Annotated in this window: 16 protein-coding genes, 7 tRNA genes and 1 pseudogene; 11 read left to right on the top strand and 13 right to left on the bottom strand. The window is 46.0% G+C overall.

From position 1 onward, the window contains the following. Nucleotides 1-190 precede the first annotated feature (190 nt). Nucleotides 191-1,072: a dienelactone hydrolase family protein gene (locus NAF29_RS06465; RefSeq protein WP_251260670.1), complete on the top strand. Its 882-nt coding sequence runs from the start codon at nt 191-193 to the stop codon at nt 1,070-1,072. A 99-nt stretch (nt 1,073-1,171) separates the two neighbouring features. Here NAF29_RS06465 and NAF29_RS06470 read toward each other — a convergent pair. The 3 genes from NAF29_RS06470 to NAF29_RS06480 all read right to left on the bottom strand — a co-directional run bounded on the left by NAF29_RS06470 (nt 1,172) and on the right by NAF29_RS06480 (nt 1,419). Next, nucleotides 1,172-1,247, bottom strand: a tRNA-Val gene (locus NAF29_RS06470). Nucleotides 1,248-1,257: 10 nt separating this feature from the next. Beyond that, nucleotides 1,258-1,333: transfer RNA gene (locus tag NAF29_RS06475), tRNA-Val, on the bottom strand. Between the two features lie 10 nt (nt 1,334-1,343). Further along, nucleotides 1,344-1,419 (bottom strand) — tRNA-Val (locus NAF29_RS06480). A gap of 245 nt (nt 1,420-1,664) precedes the next feature. Here NAF29_RS06480 and gltX point away from each other — a divergent pair. Next, a complete protein-coding gene (gene gltX / locus NAF29_RS06485; protein WP_251260671.1) occupies nt 1,665-3,146 on the top strand; it encodes a glutamate--tRNA ligase in 1,482 nt (493 codons plus the stop codon). Between the two features lie 49 nt (nt 3,147-3,195). Here the strand turns inward: gltX and NAF29_RS06490 are convergent. Then, nucleotides 3,196-4,079: pseudogene (locus NAF29_RS06490) on the bottom strand (transposase domain-containing protein). Between the two features lie 252 nt (nt 4,080-4,331). On the opposite strand from NAF29_RS06490, the gene rhlP reads away from it, so the two are divergent. Next, complete coding sequence (rhlP, locus tag NAF29_RS06495) at nt 4,332-5,162, top strand: rhombotarget lipoprotein (RefSeq protein WP_285817618.1); 831 nt, start codon at nt 4,332-4,334, stop codon at nt 5,160-5,162. 58 nt (nt 5,163-5,220) lie between these two features. On the opposite strand, the gene NAF29_RS06500 is transcribed toward rhlP, so the two are convergent. Beyond that, a complete protein-coding gene (locus tag NAF29_RS06500; protein WP_251260673.1) occupies nt 5,221-6,108 on the bottom strand; it encodes a reprolysin-like metallopeptidase in 888 nt (295 codons plus the stop codon). Then, nucleotides 6,089-6,781, bottom strand: a complete 693-nt coding sequence (locus tag NAF29_RS06505; protein ID WP_251260674.1) for a protease inhibitor BamI-like protein — start codon at nt 6,779-6,781, stop codon at nt 6,089-6,091. The genes NAF29_RS06500 and NAF29_RS06505 overlap by 20 nt, the downstream gene beginning before the upstream one ends. 380 nt (nt 6,782-7,161) lie before the next feature. On the opposite strand from NAF29_RS06505, the gene NAF29_RS06510 reads away from it, so the two are divergent. The 4 genes from NAF29_RS06510 (at nt 7,162) to NAF29_RS06525 (ending at nt 7,726) form a co-directional block, all read left to right on the top strand. Then, a tRNA-Ala gene (locus NAF29_RS06510) sits at nt 7,162-7,237 on the top strand. A gap of 105 nt (nt 7,238-7,342) precedes the next feature. Then, nucleotides 7,343-7,418 (top strand) — tRNA-Glu (locus tag NAF29_RS06515). A gap of 78 nt (nt 7,419-7,496) precedes the next feature. Then, nucleotides 7,497-7,572 (top strand) — tRNA-Glu (locus NAF29_RS06520). A 78-nt stretch (nt 7,573-7,650) separates the two neighbouring features. Beyond that, a tRNA-Glu gene (locus tag NAF29_RS06525) sits at nt 7,651-7,726 on the top strand. A gap of 263 nt (nt 7,727-7,989) precedes the next feature. On the opposite strand, the gene NAF29_RS06530 is transcribed toward NAF29_RS06525, so the two are convergent. Next, nucleotides 7,990-8,328: a DUF3718 domain-containing protein gene (locus tag NAF29_RS06530; RefSeq protein ID WP_251260675.1), complete on the bottom strand. Its 339-nt coding sequence runs from the start codon at nt 8,326-8,328 to the stop codon at nt 7,990-7,992. A gap of 246 nt (nt 8,329-8,574) precedes the next feature. Next, a complete protein-coding gene (locus tag NAF29_RS06535; protein ID WP_251260676.1) occupies nt 8,575-9,189 on the bottom strand; it encodes an arylesterase in 615 nt (204 codons plus the stop codon). On the opposite strand from NAF29_RS06535, the gene NAF29_RS06540 reads away from it, so the two are divergent. Then, on the top strand, nt 9,188-9,880 hold the full coding sequence (locus NAF29_RS06540) for an ABC transporter ATP-binding protein (RefSeq protein ID WP_251260677.1): 693 nt from the start codon (nt 9,188-9,190) through the stop codon (nt 9,878-9,880). The two genes, NAF29_RS06535 and NAF29_RS06540, sit on opposite strands and share 2 nt — an antisense overlap. Then, on the top strand, nt 9,877-12,357 hold the full coding sequence (locus tag NAF29_RS06545; protein ID WP_251260678.1) for an ABC transporter permease: 2,481 nt from the start codon (nt 9,877-9,879) through the stop codon (nt 12,355-12,357). Before NAF29_RS06540 ends, NAF29_RS06545 begins: the two co-directional genes overlap by 4 nt. Here NAF29_RS06545 and NAF29_RS06550 read toward each other — a convergent pair. From NAF29_RS06550 to NAF29_RS06560, 3 genes are read right to left on the bottom strand one after another with little or no spacing between them, the layout of a single operon-like run. Further along, a complete protein-coding gene (locus NAF29_RS06550; RefSeq protein WP_251260679.1) occupies nt 12,354-13,265 on the bottom strand; it encodes a TIGR01777 family oxidoreductase in 912 nt (303 codons plus the stop codon). The two genes, NAF29_RS06545 and NAF29_RS06550, sit on opposite strands and share 4 nt — an antisense overlap. Nucleotides 13,266-13,277: 12 nt before the next feature. Next, nucleotides 13,278-13,649: a dihydroneopterin triphosphate 2'-epimerase gene (gene folX, locus NAF29_RS06555; RefSeq protein ID WP_251260680.1), complete on the bottom strand. Its 372-nt coding sequence runs from the start codon at nt 13,647-13,649 to the stop codon at nt 13,278-13,280. A gap of 39 nt (nt 13,650-13,688) precedes the next feature. Further along, nucleotides 13,689-13,946 carry a hypothetical protein gene (locus NAF29_RS06560; protein WP_251260681.1) on the bottom strand — a complete coding sequence of 86 codons (258 nt, stop codon included), beginning with the start codon at nt 13,944-13,946 and terminating at the stop codon, nt 13,689-13,691. A gap of 155 nt (nt 13,947-14,101) precedes the next feature. Between NAF29_RS06560 and NAF29_RS06565 the strand changes: the two genes are divergently transcribed. Together NAF29_RS06565 and ggt are read left to right on the top strand one after the other, a co-directional pair. Beyond that, nucleotides 14,102-14,725, top strand: coding sequence for a hypothetical protein (locus tag NAF29_RS06565; RefSeq protein ID WP_251260682.1), 624 nt, complete (start codon nt 14,102-14,104; stop codon nt 14,723-14,725). A gap of 42 nt (nt 14,726-14,767) precedes the next feature. Next, nucleotides 14,768-16,525, top strand: coding sequence for a gamma-glutamyltransferase (gene ggt / locus NAF29_RS06570; RefSeq protein ID WP_251260683.1), 1,758 nt, complete (start codon nt 14,768-14,770; stop codon nt 16,523-16,525). Nucleotides 16,526-16,547: 22 nt separating this feature from the next. On the opposite strand, the gene NAF29_RS06575 is transcribed toward ggt, so the two are convergent. Together NAF29_RS06575 and NAF29_RS06580 are read right to left on the bottom strand one after the other, a co-directional pair. Next, nucleotides 16,548-16,991: a hypothetical protein gene (locus tag NAF29_RS06575; protein ID WP_251260684.1), complete on the bottom strand. Its 444-nt coding sequence runs from the start codon at nt 16,989-16,991 to the stop codon at nt 16,548-16,550. A 320-nt stretch (nt 16,992-17,311) separates the two neighbouring features. After that, on the bottom strand, nt 17,312-18,742 hold the full coding sequence (locus tag NAF29_RS06580; protein ID WP_251260685.1) for a sulfatase family protein: 1,431 nt from the start codon (nt 18,740-18,742) through the stop codon (nt 17,312-17,314). Nucleotides 18,743-18,805: the final 63 nt, after the last annotated feature.

An 18,805-nucleotide genomic window follows, 5' to 3' on the forward strand; every position in this document is an offset into this window, starting at 1 on the left:
CAGCAGAATTGTAGACCTCATATTTCAAAGGAAATCTAAACTTTTGATCTAAATTTCAACTAGATGTGTGCATCATGTCAATAAAACCAGAACTTATTGAAATATGGACTTTTTATGCTGAATTTCCTATGCTGCATAGGCCAATAAAGGCAACATTGTTTAAAACGAATTCATATAAAAGGATGTATCTATGTTTCGGACACTACTCACGGCCCTTTGCGTGGCCGCTCTCATACCTTTCGCCGCTTCAGCAACCATTGCGAAGCAGCAATCACCGTTTACTTATTACGTAAACCTGCCTGTTCAAACGTTAGAAGGCACGCTCAACGTGTCTGCTCAGTATCGCTTACCGCGAGAGCGAGAAGACGGGCCTATTCCTGCTGTTGTCATTCTGCACAGTACCGGTGGTGTTGATAGCACTGGTAGTTACTATGCTGCTGCGCTGAATCAAGCAGGTTATGCCACACTTGAGTTAGATATGTGGTCTCCTCGCGGCTTTGCGGGGGGCTCTGATAGCCGTCCTGCGTTACCTCAGCAAACCATTCCCGATGCGTTTGCAGCATTGAAATACCTCGCGGAATTGGAAGAAATTGATGCCACTCGTATTGGCGTGATGGGTTTTTCTTGGGGCGGGGTTGTAACCTTGTTATCTGCAACGGAGCAGTACAACGCCTTAATGAACCAAACCGGTTATCGCTTTGCCGCACATGTGGCGCATTACCCAATCTGTTATTTGTATAACAACGACTTGGTACCTGTACCTGGATTTGACTTGGTGAACATTACTGCGCCGGTATTAATCCAAAGCGGTGGCAGAGATGATTATGATTTGCCGATTAGCTGCCCATTACTAGTCAACGGACTTGCCCCTGCCGACAAGGATTTGGTGGATTTGAAAATGTACCCATTTGCTTATCACGGCTGGGATCGCTTGGAGCCCACTTGGGTTGTGGAAGACCCATTTGCAAATTTAGGGCAGGGCGGCGAAGTGACGCTTAAACCATCGCCTTGGACTGCGTATTTTTCACGCGCCAAAGTGGTAAGACATTTTGACAAAGCATTTGCAGATTAAGAGATTGGAATGATTGGAGTCAGCTATTGTGGCTGGCTTAAATCAAAACATGCAGACACAAAAAAGCCAGCTCAATGAGCTGGCTTTTTCATAAGAATTTGGTGGACGCTACTGGGCTCGAACCAGTGACCCCCTCCTTGTAAGGGAGGTGCTCTCCCAACTGAGCTAAGCGTCCAGGGAGATAGTGGTGGACGGTACTGGGCTCGAACCAGTGACCCCCTCCTTGTAAGGGAGGTGCTCTCCCAACTGAGCTAACCGTCCTGACGAAATTTGGTGGACGCTACTGGGCTCGAACCAGTGACCCCCTCCTTGTAAGGGAGGTGCTCTCCCAACTGAGCTAAGCGTCCTTTCGTGGGGGCGTATTATAGGGAGGTCGGAAAGAGTGTCAACACAATTTTTTAATTCTCTTTGTTATGTCGAATATTTGTTCAAAATGACGAGTTTTACGTTTATTAAATAGACAATTGACGAGACGATTTTGTTTTTTGCTTCAAAATCAGTATTTCCTAGTGTGTTGATTGTGTCTTTGCCATCGGATCGCTAAACTTGCTGGCGAAATCACTCTTATCTAATCTCGAGGTTTTTACTCGCTATGACCGTTCGTACTCGCGTCGCTCCATCACCGACCGGTGACCCTCATGTAGGCACAGCCTATATTGCTTTGTTCAACTATGTATTTGCCAAGCAACAAGGCGGTGAATTCATACTTAGAATTGAAGATACTGACCAAGCGCGCAGTAGCAAAGCATCGGAGCAGGCTATTTATGATAGCTTGCATTGGCTGGGACTGGATTGGGATGAAGGCCCAGATGTAGGTGGTGATAAAGGGCCATATCGTCAAAGCGAGCGCACAGAGCTGTATCGCAAGTATGCTGACCAATTGATTGCCCAAGGAAAGGCATTTCGTTGTTTTGCTACGTCAGAAGAATTGGACGCTATGCGAAAAGCGCAAGCTGAAGCCGGTGAACCGCAAAAATATGACGGCCGCGGCTTAAAGCTAACTGAAGACGAAATTCAAGCCTATCTTGATGAAGGTCGCCCTTATGTGGTTCGCATGATGATCCCTGAAGAAGGTTCATTCGTGTTTGAGGATTACTTGCGTGGTGATGTTGAAATCCCTTGGGCGCAAGTCGATATGCAAGTGTTGCTAAAAGCTGATGGCTTCCCAACATACTTCTTAGCGAACGTTGTGGATGATCACCTCATGGGCATCACCCATGTATTCCGTGGTGAAGAATGGCTGAACTCAGCCCCTAAACTGCTAAAGCTGTATGACGACTTAGGTTGGACTGCACCTGTATTGGGCCACATGCCATTGTTGCGAAATACCGACAAGAGCAAGCTGAGCAAACGTAAGAATCCAACCAGCGTAAACTATTACAAGCGCATGGGCTTCTTGCCTGAAGCATTACTGAACTATTTAGGGCGCATGGGCTGGTCTATGCCTGATGAGCGTGAGAAGTTCAATTTGACGGATATGATCGAAAATTTCGACATGAAGCGCGTCTCTTTGGGGGGGCCTGTATTCGACGTTGATAAACTCAAATGGCTTAATGGCTTGTGGATGCGCGAAGAATTGACCGATGAAGAGTTGGCTCAGCGCATGGTTGATTGGGCGTTGAATCGTGACACGCTGTTGTCTCTTATTCCTGAAGCAAAAGGGCGCTTAGAAACCTTTAGTGATTTCACACCACTGATGGGGCACTTTGTGAGTGGCTTGCCTGAATATGATCCAGCATTGCTCACTAGCAAAATTGAAGCCGACAAAGTTCGTATCGCGCTACAGTTCATGTTGTGGCAATTCGATGCTGCTCGTGAGTGGGATAAAGACGTTGTATTCGGAATTGTGAAAGAAACCTCGTCCTACGTTGATTTGAAAATTCGCGATTTCTTACAACCTATTTTTGTGGCGATTACAGGGAAAGAATCTTCAACCTCTGTCATTGATGCGATGGTGATTTTGGGTTCTGATATGACCCGTGCTCGCCTACGTGTTGCACTGACCCATATTGGTGTGAGTAAGAAGCAAGCCAAATCACTTGAACGCGCATTCAGAACCTTCCCTGAAAAGTAAATAGTAGTGCGCTGAAGCATATTAAAAGGAGCCTTTTGGCTAATGCCAGTCAGTTAAGCTGACTGGCATTTTTCTTATTGGGGTGTTTCCGCGCCCTGTGCTTCACGCATCTAGGGTAAATTCTGCCTTCGCTTTTCGGCGGTAGAACGTGATGTGACGTTTCATCAAGTAGGTGATTGATTCGCTTCGGGATGGTGCCAGCCGCTTCGAGCCAGAAGCCATATATTAAGTGGATAATCGCTGCTGCACTGGTGGTAAAGCTTAATTGATTGGGGTACAAGCCGAGCACCGTTTGTGCCATCTTAGCCATCTGATAGCGAATGATGTTGTAGCCGAGCAGCAGACCCCATCGCTCCTGCTCAACCATTTCTGGCAGTTTACTTCGCAGCGTAAACTCGTTGTTGAGCAGCGATGATTTCATCTCTCGATAGCCCACTTCAATTTCCCAGCGGTGACCATATAAATCAACAATATCAGCACTAGGAAACCGCATGGCGTCAGTCATTGACGTCAGGATACTGATCTCTTTTCCTTTGATCGTCTTGGTCAACAACCTGACTTCCACGCGATCAGGGAGGACTGTGGTCTGGCGTGGTTTCAATCAAACGTAAAGACTTCTTTTACTGCGTCGGCTCCTAGCCGCTGACGTGCTTGAACCACAGGGCTCGGAGCAACCAAGGGCTTCTTTCCAGGCAACATCAGTTGAGCTTTACTGACAATGCTCCAAACCGGCTCTTGCCGGAACAGCGACATCGCAATGACGGCCCACACTGCCATATCTCACGGAATTCGGCGTTTTCTAACGGTCGCAACACCACGGGTTTCGAGGCATTGATTGATAAAATCAGGGCAGAGTATATCGGAGAGTTGACCGGGCTCTTCGGTGTTTGGGGCATAGCCATTGGCCATCGCCCGCGCGGTTGTCAGTTGCAGAAGAAAAAGGTCCTAACTGAAGCAGTTAAGACCTTTATAGAGCCTTGGGAAGATCGGTTAACCGATCAGTTTGTCGTTAACTGATCGGCATTAGCGCTTAGCGCTCCTTTTTTATGCGGCACTGCGAAGTGAAATGATTTTTACGTGATAGAATTTTTGTTTGAGAATCTAAAAAATAGAACGCAGCATTAGTTCTGTGCTTCAAAATTTAATAGCATGAGATTGTTTTCAATTGCTTGAGCAGGGATGTTTATGAAGATTAAATGGTTATCAGTATTAATGGTTTTGTTTTGCCTCGTTTCTTGTAGCTCTTTGATGAGCAATAGTGGAGAAAAGAATACCGTCTCAAGTAGTTTGATGGACTTCCTTTATCCGGATGAGGAATCGCGTCAAACACATTCATCTGAAATACCTACGCTGCGATTACCGGTAACTGTTGGCCTTGCATTCGTACCCACCAAGAATCGCTATCAGAACCACATCAATTCTGCTAGTCAGATAGAGTTACTAGACAAGGTAAAACAATCATTTTTAAAGTATGACTATATTGACCGAATCGAAGTGATTCCAAATGATTACCTGCAATCCAAAGGTGGTTTTGATTCGCTTGAGCAGGTTTCTCGTCTTTATGATGTTGATGTCATGGCTTTAGTGTCTTATGACCAAGTGACTCAATCTCACGAAAACAATGCTGCTTTGTTGTATTGGACCATTGTGGGCTTGTATGTCATTCCTGGAAATGAAAATTCAACACAAACGTTTGTCGATACAGCGGTGTTCGATGTGAAAAGCAGAAAAATGCTATTTCGAGCGCCAGGTATTAACAAGATTGAAAAGCGCACGAGCGCGGTTAGGTTAGATGAGGTCAAAGAAGAAGCTTCATTTAAAGGATTTGAGCGAGCTGTAGAGGATATGACCATCAATCTTGAATCAGAATTGGCGCGTTTTAAAACTCGTGTTGAAGAAGAGAAAGTGGCTAAAATCGAACACAAGAAAGGTTACTCAGGCGGTGCTTGGGGAATGTTAGGAGTGACTCTGTTGTTGCTGTTGTGCATCTCAAAGCGAACTCGATTGAAAGTATGAGTTTAACGTGAGTGATTAAAAGGAGCCTTCTGGCTCCTTTTTCATGAAGGCTTTTGACTTACAGCCACTTATTGCATCGACCTCTGAACGTGCCAATGCATACATTGTTGCCGCATGCATGGATATTTCTCGGCGCTTTACCCACACGTTTGTTCGTTGTGGGGTAACAGGCTTGATAGCGATATGCCCAATCTTCCACAAATTGATCAATATATCGCGCGGCATTATTTTTCGACGTGCCGCATGCTTGTCCTTTGCAATTGCGAACATTGGGGTTGCTAAAATATGCCACTCTTGAAGCACTGTATTCACTTGGGTAGCCCATCACCGTTGAAAAGCTATAGTCGATACCGTGTCCCCTGGAGTATTTATGCGGACGACCGTCTCCGCGACTGCCTTGTTTAGGGCCATGACCCGCACCTAAGTTATGGCCAATTTCATGGGCCATAGTCATGGTGCAAACACTGTCTAAGCTTGAAATGTTTGTTCCTTTAAATGCGGCTTCCCGATCTTGACGGTAACCTCGATAAGAGGTGCCCGGAGGAAAGTGAGCAATACCACAAAGGCCGTTGTCGTTTGCACTTCTAGGCCTGTGGTTGGTGGCATAAACTGTTAAATGAGGTTTATGGGAATTGCGCAATGACATTATGGTGGCAGTGGTTGAGGTGTGCGTTGAACTTGATAAACTATTGAGTAACGTACTTGACGCTTCTTGATCGTTCGCTACATTGGCAACACCGTGGTGAACGAGCCGGATGCGGGTACTCATCTGACTATTTGAGAATGCCGTATTCGCCAATGCAACTTCGGCTGCAATTTTAGCACCTATGTTCGAGTATTTAGCACTGTAACTTATGGGGTAAACCACCATCACATCCAGCGTGGTAGCATGGGCCGCTTGAGCCATGAACAGCAAAGCGCCGATGCTAGTGATGAGTTTTTTCATGATTACTTTCTTCCGTGTTGTTGTGTAAAAATTCCGTATCATTCTGATTAGAAACTATATCGCTGGCAGCCAAAGCAATCACAATAGGTTGCATTCCCGCTAAGCTTTCCAATTTGTAGGTCGTGGTCTCCGACATAATTTCGCCGTATGCATAGTCTTCACCCAACACCGCAATAGCTGCATATTCGGGCCCAAGACCTTCGATGTAACCATTCACTAACAGGCCTTCGTTCATTTGTTGTGTGGAGTTAATGATGATATCGAGATGACTATTTGAGTCGAGAACGAAATTTAAGACGTCTCCACTTTTAAGTGTGCTGATTTGCGCTAAGTCTATTTGAAGTGCAAACAGCTCACTATTGGGAGTTGAAAGTTGTTTTTTTAAGGTTGTGAGCAGCGTGTCATCTAAGATCGGACTGGTTTGCATATGAGTATTTTGTAGCGTTTGATTAAATGTGGGAGTTGCGATGGCTACTTGTGCTTGTTCAACGCCGCTTTCTGGAGGAACCGTCAAAGGAGAGTGTTCGGCAATCGTTGTCTCTTTAGTTATATGAGAAGGGGGGGCGTGTGTTGTATTGGTTATGGGCGAACTTTGGTCGCTACAGTCATTGCAGAACAGGTATACGCTAACCAGCGCTATTGCCACAATCGTCGTGATTAGTATGTATTTCATGTTTGATTTATTAATTCCCTGTAAATCATTGATTTAGGTAGACTAGTGTATTTGATCTGGATGTCAAAAGTTATTCTGTTAATTGTTGGATATTGATTATGTTGTTGAGAGAAAGAGCTGGATTGAGCAGACTCCGTTGATTGATATTCATTGAGTGGCGGGCTGGGGAGTCTTCAAACAAGCTTTCTGTAACAGTGCGATGAAAATTGCTTTCATTCGGTCTTTTGGGGAACTGAACTGAATGCGATTTATCCAATTCGCTCAAAAGGCAGTCGATTGCAACATTTGCCTTAAAAAATTGTTGACAGGATCGGGGCATCTGCATAGAATGCCGCTCGCTCTCAGGGCATGACGTCAAGTCTGACTGAGTGCAAAACCCAGGGGCCATAGCTCAGCTGGGAGAGCGCTTGCATGGCATGCAAGAGGTCGGCGGTTCGATCCCGCCTGGCTCCACCAAGAATATCGTTTAAATTGATCATTCAATTTAAACCATCAACGAGGAATTAGGCGCCTCTCTCTTTACGAGAAAAAGTTGATGTAAAACTGACACCGCTTTCGTGTGTCCCGTTCGTCTAGAGGCCTAGGACTCCGCCCTTTCACGGCGGCAACAGGGGTTCGAATCCCCTACGGGATACCATCTCTTCGTATCGGAGATTAAACGATGCGTTTGGGCCAGCGTTCATTTCGGTGAGCGTAAAAAGGTCACACTCTGTGTGTCCCGTTCGTCTAGAGGCCTAGGACTCCGCCCTTTCACGGCGGCAACAGGGGTTCGAATCCCCTACGGGATACCATCTCTTCGTATCGGAGATTAAACGATGCGTTTGGGCCAGCGTTCATTTCGGTGAGCGTAAAAAGGTCACACTCTGTGTGTCCCGTTCGTCTAGAGGCCTAGGACTCCGCCCTTTCACGGCGGCAACAGGGGTTCGAATCCCCTACGGGATACCATCTCTCTTTCCGGAGATCAGAGTTAGCATTACGCTAAACACAAAGAAGTCGCTTAGGCGGCTTTTTTTGTGTCCAAAATTTGGTTTTATTTTTGCGACTCATTCCATTTTTAATCACGTACGTGTACCTACTAAGTCAATCCTCTTTTTTGGGCATAAAAAAGCCGCGGGGACACGCGGCGAAAATTGATCAAAAGAAAAAACAAACTATGTTTGCCAGATTGAACCTCTCAGTTGACAGAAAACTTAGAGGGCTAGCGACAATCAGGCCTTCGGCTTGGTCTTAGCTGAAGATTTTACAAGGTCCTGTACTTGGACGTTCCCTTCTTGGTACGTGCGAATTAGGTTTGCGGTTCTATCGGCACCATTTTCTGCAGCAAATGTACCTATATCATTGCCATTACACACCACGCCATTTGCGACCTTCTTCATGCTCAAGCGATATGATTGAGCGGTTTTTCGAAGTTCAAGGGTGCTGTTCGACAAACTGCTATAACAAATATCTTGTAAGGCGCTTTTCAGCTGATCATCCATGCTATCGGCATGAGCTGCACTGGCAAAAATAGCAGTACTTAATACGGCTGTAATTATTGAAGCTTTCATGGTCCTTCCTCTCCAGTTGTTTGGACAGGATTAATGCTAAACCTATTTTTTATTGAAGGTATTACCGGGTATGACAGACATGTAACAGATGTGAATGATAAATGATGAAATATTGTATACAAATTTGTTAAATTGATTACCTATCAATGAGTTGAAAATATTTTTTGGGGCGTTAGTTGGCAATGCCCCAAAAAATCATTCATGCTTTCTATTTCTTTTTTACAAATTGAAACATTCTCGCAAGCCTCACTCGTTTATATTGGCAAGCAAGAATGGGGCAATAAAGTCAGCAATTTTGGGCTGAGCCGCCAGATTAGGATGGAGGCCGTCGGGCTGCATTAATTGTTGATTTGGCGCGATGTCTATTAAAAAGAACGGCATGAGAGCAATATTGAACTGTTGCGCCAAATCTGCGTACATACGAGTGAAAGACTGCGTATAACGTGGGCCATAGTTAGGTGGAATCATAATCTCTGCCAGCACAACGGTGGCGCCGCTATCGATTGATTTTTGGATCATTAACTCAAGATTTTGGCGGACCGATGGTATTTTATAACCGCGCAACCCATCATTTGCGCCGAGTTCAATTAAGACTAAGTCGGGTTGATGTGCTCTGAGAGCGGAAGGTAACCGAATGACTCCACCTTGCGTGGTTTCCCCCGAGACACTTGCATTCACAAGCTTGAGTTGAGGTGTCGAGGTTTTCCAACGTTCGGCAAGTTGAATAGGCCAAGCTTGGTGCGGCTCTAATCCATAACCGGCGCTTAAGCTATCACCAAACACCAATATGGTTTTGGCATAAGCCGTTTGCGCCAAACATGAAAAAATAACCACTAAACAACAAACGAGACTTTTAAACATGACTACAACTGCTCCTGAATATGTGTTGAATGCTAGTGCAATACGAAAAGATGTCAGCACTCGGGATCATGACTTGACCATACTTCAACCGACTGATTTGAAAGTCAAGCGCGGTACAACTTTGAGCGTTGTTGGCGCCTCAGGGTCGGGAAAGTCCACGTTATTGAGTGTATTAGCTGGGCTCGATGTGCCCAGTTCAGGTTCGATTGATTTATTAGGTCAAGATATTGCTCAGTTGGATGAAGACAAAAGAGCTGCCGTTCGTGCCGGACAGGTTGGATTTGTGTTTCAGTCGTTTATGTTATTGCCGGGGCTGACTGCGTTAGAAAATGTCATGCTTCCTGCAGAGCTTGAAGGGTTAGCGGACGCCAAGGAACGCGCGCTTCGGTGGCTCACAAAAGTAGGATTGGCAGACCGTGCTGATCATCGCCCAGCCGAACTTTCTGGAGGGGAACAGCAGCGTGTTGCAATTGCTCGTGCTTTTGTTACTGATCCTGCCTTGGTGTTTGCGGATGAGCCCACTGGAAACCTCGATAGCCAAACAGGACATACGATTAACGAATTGCTGTTCTCAACCCATGCCGAGCAAAACACCACGTTAATTCTTGTGACTCATGATGACGAGTTGGCGCGCCAGTGCCAATATCAATACCGAATGAATGCAGGCATTCTAACAGAGGTTGTTGCATGAACTGGTTCACAATGCAACGCCGGCATTGGCGTCAGGGCGAAACATGGTTGTTGTTTATTTCTGTAACATTAGCCGTTTTTGCTTGCTACTCGCTCACATCGATGGGCGTTTTAATGCAACAGTCTTTGATGCGCACGTCAGCAGAGTTAATGGGGGCAGATCGTATTTTGAGTGCCACCCGCAAAGCTGAGCCAGACTGGCTGGCTCAGGCTCAAAGCCAAGGGGTGTCATACAGCGAGCAGTGGTTGTTTAATTCGATGATTTTTGCTGATGACTCAGATGATGCTGAGATGCAGTTAGCGTCGGTCAAGGCGGTTGATTCAAACTACCCAGCAAAAGGCGAGTTATTGGTTGAAACTCAAGATGGAACTTTCATGAAACGCCCTAAAGCGGGCGAGATTTTTGTGGATAAACGCTTCGAAGAGTTATTGGGGTTAACCCTTGAACAGCCTTTAAAACTTGGTGTGGCATCATTTAACATTGCCGGTTGGATTGTTCGTGAACCCGATTCAGGCCTGAGCATATTTGGAAACCTGCCTAGCATTATTATGCAATTAGATGATGTGGAGACCACCGAAATCATTCAGCCAGGGAGCCGCCTTCGGTATCGTTATCTACTTACTGCGAGTGACCAGCAGCTCAACGCGTACGATGAATGGATTAAGCCTCAATTAACTGAAATTTATCGATATGAGGGCGTGGGTGATGAAGGCTTTGCATTGTCAGATGCGCTCAAACGTAGCGATACATTTTTACGTTTGGCCGGCCTTTTAACCATGCTACTCACACTTGCTGCAATGGCAGTTATCAGTGCCCGTTTTGCCGATATGCAACGCCGAGAAGTGGCGTTATTCAAAGCCTTGGGGCAATCTCGAAACGTATTGGTCAAACGCTATGCTGCACTGATGTTCACTATTGTGGGGCTCGCCGGTGGCGTAGGACTTGTGTTTGGCCATCTTGCACTTGTGGGTTTGGCCACTCAACTCACGCAGATGATGCCTAACCTTGAAATTACGTTGGTACCTTCTGCGATATTGTTGAGTCTTGCGAGTGTAGGGGGAGGCTGTGCAATGTTCGCTTGGCGACCTTTCCGGTTCATGCTTGAAACCCCAGCTGCAAGTCTGATTCAAGGCTTGCAAGGCCAGCTCCCTAAGCCATCGATGCTATGGCGAGTCAGTCAAGTGGCGTTTGTATTTGCCTTATTGGCGGGTTTCGCTCAGTCGTTGTTATTAGCGGCATTGTTGCTAGCTTCAGGTGTGATTGCGATTGCGCTGGTGGCCATTGCGAGTCAAACCACCATTCGAGTGTTGGAAAAGGTGGGTGAAAAACGCAGTTTAGGTTACCGCCTAGCAGTGCGAAACCTTTCCCGTCGAGTGAGCCAAAATAGGCTGCTACTCAGTGGCTTTACCTTAGCCAGTTTAATGGTGATGAGTATTTTCTATGCTCGAAGTGATCTTATTGATCAATGGCGAAACCAATTACCAGAAGGCGCAGCCAACCACTTTGCAATGAATATTCAGCAACATCAGCAGCACCCTTTTTTGCAATGGCTAGATGCCCATCAGGTTAACTCTAGTTATATGTATCCAGTCATTCGAGGACGTTTGTCGGCGATTGCTGGTGAGCCGGTTGGCCAAGTGGTGAGTAAAGATGATGAAATGGCCCGACGCAGCATTCAGCGCGAATTGAGCCTGACCTATCGCAATGATTTACCAGAGGGAAATGAAGTTATTGAAGGCGAGTTCTTAACCGGCTCAGGACAAGTCTCTGTTGAATCTAAATTAGCGGAGCGCTTAAATATCAAAGTGGGTGACATGCTCGACTTCGACATCGCGGGTCAGCTGGCTTCGGCCAAGGTATCGAGTTTGCGAGAAGTTGATTGGAATAGCATGCGGCCAAATTTCTACATGATTTTTTCGGACGATGTGCTCGCTTCGTTCAACGCTAGTTATTTAGGCAGCTTCTATTTGAGCGATACGCAAAAAGGTATTGCGAATCAGTTGATACGAGAATTCCCTACAGTGACTTTGATTAGCGTTGACTCAGTGGTGCAACGCTTAGAGTCAGTCATTAAGCAATCGACGATGGCGATGACGGTGATCCTTGTTTTAGTCACGGCAGCAGCAGGGCTGTTATTGATCGCTCAAATACGCGCTGGGCTTGATGCTCGCCAACGAGAATTAATCACCATGCAAACCTTAGGTGCAAGTCGTCAATTACTGGTGAAAGTCACTCTACTCGAATTTGCACTATTAGGTTTGGTTGCTGGCTTGGTTGCCGTTATCGTCACAGAGCTGCTTTTAGGTGGGTTATTCATGTGGGTGTTTAAGCTGTCTGCGCAGCCCCATTTGATGTTGTGGCTGATTGGGCCAGCGTTTGCGTCCAGCATTATCACATTGACAGGGTGGCGACAGTGCCGTCGTATGCTCCGAGAAGGCGCTTTATCACGCTTGCGTCAATCGATTAGTGGTGGCTAATCTAATGGCGATGATTTATTGATAAGGCGCTCTAGCGCTGGCCCTAACTCGGGGTGGTGGAAGTTAAATCCCGCTGCCTCGATTTTTTTCGGGATGACTCTTTGGCCGCCCGTTAATAAGTTCGACATCTCCCCGAGCAATAGCTGCATCACTAACGCCGGTGTTTTGAAAATGTGAGGACGGTGTAGGGTTCGAGCGAGCGTCTCGCTAAATGCTTGGTTAGATACTGGGTTGGGGGCGGTGGCATTGAATGTGCCATACACGGTTGAGTTTTCAAGTAAGAATAAAATAATCCGAACCATGTCATCAACATGAATCCAACTCATGTACTGCGAACCATCACCAATAGGGCCACCCAAGCCCAAGCGATAGGGTGGGAGCATTTTTTTCAAAGCGCCAAACTCTGGAGCCAATACAATCCCCGTTCGCACAATACAGACGCGTGTAATTTGGTTCACTGAGCGTGCAAGCTCTTCCCATTGTTGGCAAACATGATGAGCAAAGTCTGTCGCATCGTGACAGGGGCTTTTCTCATCTAGAATCTGGCAGCCTTGGCTCCCATAAAAGCCAATAGCAGAACCACTAATGAGTATTGGTGGGTGCTGACTTTTGCGAATATTCTCGGCCAATTGCGCGGTGAGCTGCCAGCGACTATCACAAATACGTTGTTTTTGGCGTTCTGTCCAACGCTTATCGGCAATGGGTTCTCCTGCCAAATTAATCACTGCATCAAAAGCATCAAAATCGGCTCCTGACGGCAGTGATGTTAGACAATGAATGTCGTGGCCTAAAATTCCGTAGGCTTTGTTCGGAGAGCGCGTGAGCACTGTTACATCGGATTGATGCTTTAAATGTTTAATCAGATGTCGGCCGATAAAGCCGGTGCCGCCAGTGACGAGTACTTTCATAGCTTAGGACCGTTACGCAGAGTCTTTATGATAGCTTAGACTCAAAGATACGGAGTCGGCAAAGCGTAGTGCGTGAGGTTTGTCGACTTCGACTTCAGCAAAGGCGACCCAAGGATGCTCTGATGCTAACGCTAAAATATCTGAAGTCAGCTTTTCGAGCAGTGAAAATCGGTTATTTTCAACCAACGCGATAATTTGTTTAGTAATTGTTCGATAGTTAAGAGCATCGTCCATGTTGTCAGAAGTGGTGGCGTTGTCTGCTGGATAGCTGATTTTCACATTCACAATAATGTCTTGCTTGTTTTTGATCTCGTCAGTATTGATTCCAATATAGGTGCGAAGTCTTAAATTCTTAATGCGTATAGTTGCGGTAGCGCCTTGCATAGTCAGCGGTTCTCTTTTTTGATAAATGAAGTGTACCTGTTAGTCGGTACTTGTTTTGTTGAGCTCTTTGAAAGAGCGGTTTAAGTCATATTTTTCATCTGTAACGATTTTTTCGAGCACTTGGATTCGTTGCTCTAATGACTTTATAGTTTGAGACTCGAGTTGTTCGAATTGTTTTTGTAAATCTGAGTTCGATGGATGCCTACGAGAGACAAGTATTTTTTCCAACAAACGGAGAAGGCCACCGCCCAAAAAAACGACAGCGACGATTAGGAAAGCTAGAGTAGTACCCTGCATAAAGCGTCATCCATGGCAAAATTAATTGCTCTAAAACTAGCACATATTCGCGTGAATTCAGAAGCTTTGTTGGTGCCGGTATTTACGTTATGAGAATGCAGTATAAGATCGGTATACTGACAATTACTTACCGAATCCTATGCAAGGAGCGTTGAATGTACTTTCGCAAACCCCTAACGGCAGTTGTCGTCGCATCGAGTTTATTTTTGAGTGCGTGTGAGCAGGCCCCTGTTCAGCAGCTCAAGTCGTTAGTGATTGAATTTCCAAGCCAAGACCTTGTTCAAATTACAATTCAATCCGAGAGCAACGAGTACCAATATCAATTCTCGCCTGAATTGCTATCGCAACCGGAACAACTCGCCGCACAGTTGAAACGTGTTCCAGACCCAATGCGCGATGAAGTGTTGGGAATGCTGGCCGATGTTGAACCGCCTGCACCAGAACCCATTTCTAAAGAGCTGAGTAGAAGCGTTGAGGCTTTTGAAGGTCTATTAAATGCAATGGGTGAAGATTTAGAAAGCCTCAATGTTCAACTCGACAATCACGGCAGTGAATATCAGTCTGAGCTCGAAAAGCACATGGGCCAATTGACTGAAGAAGCCAAACAAATGGCTCAAAAAGCTGAACAAGAAGCCAGCGGATTTATGAGTAAAATGAAGCGTGAGTATGTCAATCATATGGCCGAGATGATTGTCTCTGACGAGCTGACTGACGAGGATGTCAAAGTACTGGAGCAAGCCATCATCGAACGCTATAAGGCCCAAAAGAACGCCAAATAGGCGGTGACGTTGAGCACTAATCAAATGACAAGCAGAGTGAATATGAGACGTGTAGTAAAACTATCGACGTATGTACCCGCGTTGGTATTAATGAGCGGGATGTTATTTGCAGAGCAAGTACATAGCGCTGAAGAGCCGCTTGACCCCGAAGTAACAACGGGGGTTCAAACGCATCAGGTTGTGATTGGCGCTCAATCGATGGTGGTAACCGCAAACCCTCACGCCTCAAATGCTGCTGATGCAATGCTCAAAAACGGGGGCTCAGCAATGGATGCCGCAATCGCTGCGCAATTGGTCTTGGGGCTGGTTGAACCTCAATCCAGTGGCATTGGTGGCGGCGCTTTTTTATTGCATTACTCAGGTCCACAAAAACAATTAGTGACTTACGATGGTCGCGAGGTTGCTCCCGCCGCAGCTAAGCCAGACCGTTTCTTGCAAGACAATGGTAAACCCATGAAGTGGATAGAAGCACTCGTGGGAGGGCGTTCAGTAGGAGTGCCTGGTGTCGTTGCGATGCTTGAAAAAGCGCATAAAAGACATGGTAAGTTGCCGTGGACATCATTGTTTACCCCTGCTATTGAACTTGCAGAACAAGGATTTGAGGTCTCTCCGCGGCTTGCAGGGCTGTTGAGCCGACGTTACAACCCTGGATTGACCAAGATTGAACCGGCTGCAAGCTATTTTTATCCGGATGGAAAACCACTGCAAGCGGGCATTTTGTTGAAAAACCCCGAATTTGCTAAAACGTTGAGAACCATCGCGGCTCAGGGCGCAAAGGGATTTTATCAGGGCGAAGTGGCAACGGGCATCGTGAACACCGTGAGCAACTCACCGGCAAACCCTGGGGATATAACAGAAGCCGACTTGGCGTCTTACACTCCGGTCATACGTGAGCCTTTGTGCGGCCCTTATCGGCAATACAAGGTCTGCGGAATGGGGCCTCCAAGTTCCGGTGGCTTTGCCATTATTCAGCTGCTCGCGTTATTGCAAGACTTTGACATGAGCGGAATTTCCACATCAGATGTGCAAGCAAGCCATTTGTTTACTCAAGCCTCGCGCTTAGCTTTTGCTGACCGCGATTTTTACATTGCCGATCCAGACTTCATAGATGTTCCCACTGCAAAACTGTTAGCTCCTGAATACCTTAAACGCCGCGCTGTGTTGATTGATAGTGACAAAGATATTGGACGCCAAAAGCCGGGGACGCCTATTCAAATGAATCTAGCTGCGGGGGATACGCCAGAATTACCCAGCACAAGTCATGTAAGTATTGTTGATCGGTGGGGCAATATTGTGTCCATGACATCGAGTATTGAAATGGCATTTGGTTCAGCGTTGATGACCGGCGGATTCTTATTGAATAACCAACTGACAGACTTTTCTTTAGCGCCATCTCAAGGTGGCAGTTTGGTGGCTAATGCTGTTGCTGGGGGAAAGCGTCCGCGAAGTTCAATGGCTCCGATGATTGTTTTTGACGAGAAAAATTCACCTTTGTTGATCATTGGTTCGCCTGGGGGCAGTCGAATTATAGATTATGTGGCTCAAACGATATTGTCGGTGCTTGATGGTAAAGTAGGGGTTCAGTATTCCATTAATCTGCCAAAAATTACGAATCGCAATGATTACACAGCACTTGAAAAAGGACGCTGGTCGGAAGAAGCGGTCAACGAGTTTGAAAAGCGTGGTCATGTGGTCAAGCAGCAAGATTTAAACTCGGGCTTGCATGGCATTTTAAAAGTCAAAAAAGGTTGGCAAGGTGGCGCTGATTTACGCCGTGAAGGGTTGGCTATCGGTCATTAAACCGATAGCTTTGAATGAGTTATTAGCCATTTGAAGCGAATGGATCGGCCACTACTTTTTTGACCACCCATTGGCCCTGAAATTCTTGCGAGACAATGACAAACCGAACGTCTTTGTATACGCGACCATCAATGTAAGCGCTAAAGTGAAGCTCTACTTCCACATCATCGGTTAGTTTCCTAAAGAAGTCGGCACTACTGTTTTTGACTTGAATGTCCGGCGACTCGATTTCCATTCCTATCACGTGGCGTTTAATCGCGGTGACGTTGCGGTAATGGCTGAGCAAATCTTGTAAATCGGGGCCCGACACTTCCAGCGCTTTTTCTACATTGTCATCAACATAAATGGCAGTAAAGAATGCTAAAGCAACATCTTCAGGGTCAGTCGGTACTTTTTCTTCGGGTTCACCGCAGGCGAATAACACGGTCGTCATCATCAATAACGCAGCAGTTTTTAACCAGCTCATTGCTCTATCCAAATATGAAAAACGCCCAAACCTTACCATTAAAAAAAACCATTTCAAGATTTTCTTTTTGTATGTCAAAGGCTTGTCTAGAGTCATTTTTATGACCCAGCATTTATAGCCTAGCAGCAATCCAAGGAATGGGGGATTTATCGAATTGCATGCTTAATGATTGAGCAGAAGTATAAGCTCTAGAAGTATGACGCAGCGGAATGAGATCGCAGTATTGTATTGATGAAGCGGCTGAAATAAGACCTTTGATAAGGTTAATTTCAGCCGCTTTGAGGGCGTCAACTCGCTATATTTACGAGTGAACTTTGCTGTTAAAGCGACGATTCATAGGTTGTGACCATCGTTTGTAATTCTGCGACTCGCTCAGGGAAGCGATCAGCAAGATTTGTTTGCTCGGCAGGGTCGTCTTTCAAGTTAAACAGAAGCTCTTGTTCATTGTTTGGCGTTCTGCCCGACTTACCGTACACTGCCATCCCTGAGCGAATATATTTCCAGTCGCCTACACGCACTCCAGCAACTTTGTTTTTGAAATGAAGGAAGTTAGGGTGCTCTAAAGTGCTTTGTTTGCCTTCTAGATAGTCAGCAATGTTGTGCCCGTCAATTGTTCGCTTGGGTAATTCAGCTTTGGCGTAATGAGCGATGGTAGGGAGTAAATCCAATGCGCTGACGATCTCTGAGCTTTGCTGCCCTTGCTTGATCTTTGTTGGCCAGCTAATAATGGCAGGGACTCGAATTCCGCCCTCATAATTTGTGAATTTACCGTGACTAAATGGCCCAGCATTGCCGGCATGTTTACCATAGCCAAGCCATGGTCCGTTGTCAGAGGCAAACACTAAGATAGTATTGTCGCGCAGATCTTTGGCTTCTAAAAAGTCCATTAAACGCCCTATGTGATAGTCGATTTCTTCAACGGTGTCACCGTATAGGCCGCCTTTACTTTTGCCTTTAAATTCGGGGCTGGCAAATAGTGGGACATGGGGCATAGATGGCGTCAGATAAACGAAAAAAGGCGAATCATTCGATTGGTTGATGAAGTCGATGGCTTTATCGACGTACCGCTTACTCAAACTAGCCTGTTCTGCCGGGTATTCAATAATCTGTTCATTCTCAAATATAGGCACTAGCTCTTTAATGCCTGATTTTTTGATAAAAGCCCGTTTTTTGCCCGCTTTTTTGACCAGAGCTTGGTCTGCTTTTGCCTTGGCCAGATCGTAGCCCTGATGAAAGGTGACGTCCTCAGCAAAGGAATGGCTATGCCCGATAAACATGTCATTGCTAAACGGAATGCCATAGTAGTAGTCGAATCCTTGACCGGTTGGCAGAGACTCTTTTTGATCGCCCAGGTGCCATTTTCCAATAGCTGCGGTGGCATAACCTGCTTCTTTTAATACTTCTGCCATGGTTATTTCTGAAGGTTTCATACCTTTGGTGTCTGGGAAATAGACACCTAATACACCATTATTAACAGGAGCTCGCCCAGTCAACAAGGCCGCTCTTGATGCTGAACACACCGAAGAGGCCACATAAAAATCGTTTAACTGAATACCGCTTTGCGCCAACTCATCTAAACGTGGCGTGGCAATCGTTGTGGAACCATAGCTACTTAAGTCTTCCCAGCCCTGATCGTCGGTAAATACAATGATTACATTAGGTTGCTTGGCTTGCGCTATTGTACTGATTAAGGCCAACGACAGGCCTAGCGCTGCGATTGATGATTTAAATATCATCTGTCGAAAGCTCATGTTGTACTCCTACTAACAATGAAGGTGAAATTAATGACTTGCAATTCAATTCAGGCTCCCTAA

It is taken from the genome of Echinimonas agarilytica (genome assembly GCF_023703465.1).
In the GTDB taxonomy this organism is placed as follows: Bacteria; Pseudomonadota; Gammaproteobacteria; order Enterobacterales; family Neiellaceae; genus Echinimonas; species Echinimonas agarilytica.

Coding starts and splice junctions, on each gene's coding strand:
- NAF29_RS06465 (WP_251260670.1), top strand. CDS start 191: ATGTTTCGGACACTACTCACGGCCCTTTGCGTGGCCGCTCTCATACCT.
- gltX (WP_251260671.1), top strand. CDS start 1,665: ATGACCGTTCGTACTCGCGTCGCTCCATCACCGACCGGTGACCCTCAT.
- rhlP (WP_285817618.1), top strand. CDS start 4,332: ATGAAGATTAAATGGTTATCAGTATTAATGGTTTTGTTTTGCCTCGTT.
- NAF29_RS06500 (WP_251260673.1), bottom strand. CDS start 6,108: ATGAAAAAACTCATCACTAGCATCGGCGCTTTGCTGTTCATGGCTCAA.
- NAF29_RS06505 (WP_251260674.1), bottom strand. CDS start 6,781: ATGAAATACATACTAATCACGACGATTGTGGCAATAGCGCTGGTTAGC.
- NAF29_RS06530 (WP_251260675.1), bottom strand. CDS start 8,328: ATGAAAGCTTCAATAATTACAGCCGTATTAAGTACTGCTATTTTTGCC.
- NAF29_RS06540 (WP_251260677.1), top strand. CDS start 9,188: ATGACTACAACTGCTCCTGAATATGTGTTGAATGCTAGTGCAATACGA.
- NAF29_RS06535 (WP_251260676.1), bottom strand. CDS start 9,189: ATGTTTAAAAGTCTCGTTTGTTGTTTAGTGGTTATTTTTTCATGTTTG.
- NAF29_RS06545 (WP_251260678.1), top strand. CDS start 9,877: ATGAACTGGTTCACAATGCAACGCCGGCATTGGCGTCAGGGCGAAACA.
- NAF29_RS06550 (WP_251260679.1), bottom strand. CDS start 13,265: ATGAAAGTACTCGTCACTGGCGGCACCGGCTTTATCGGCCGACATCTG.
- folX (WP_251260680.1), bottom strand. CDS start 13,649: ATGCAAGGCGCTACCGCAACTATACGCATTAAGAATTTAAGACTTCGC.
- NAF29_RS06560 (WP_251260681.1), bottom strand. CDS start 13,946: ATGCAGGGTACTACTCTAGCTTTCCTAATCGTCGCTGTCGTTTTTTTG.
- NAF29_RS06565 (WP_251260682.1), top strand. CDS start 14,102: ATGTACTTTCGCAAACCCCTAACGGCAGTTGTCGTCGCATCGAGTTTA.
- ggt (WP_251260683.1), top strand. CDS start 14,768: ATGAGACGTGTAGTAAAACTATCGACGTATGTACCCGCGTTGGTATTA.
- NAF29_RS06575 (WP_251260684.1), bottom strand. CDS start 16,991: ATGAGCTGGTTAAAAACTGCTGCGTTATTGATGATGACGACCGTGTTA.
- NAF29_RS06580 (WP_251260685.1), bottom strand. CDS start 18,742: ATGAGCTTTCGACAGATGATATTTAAATCATCAATCGCAGCGCTAGGC.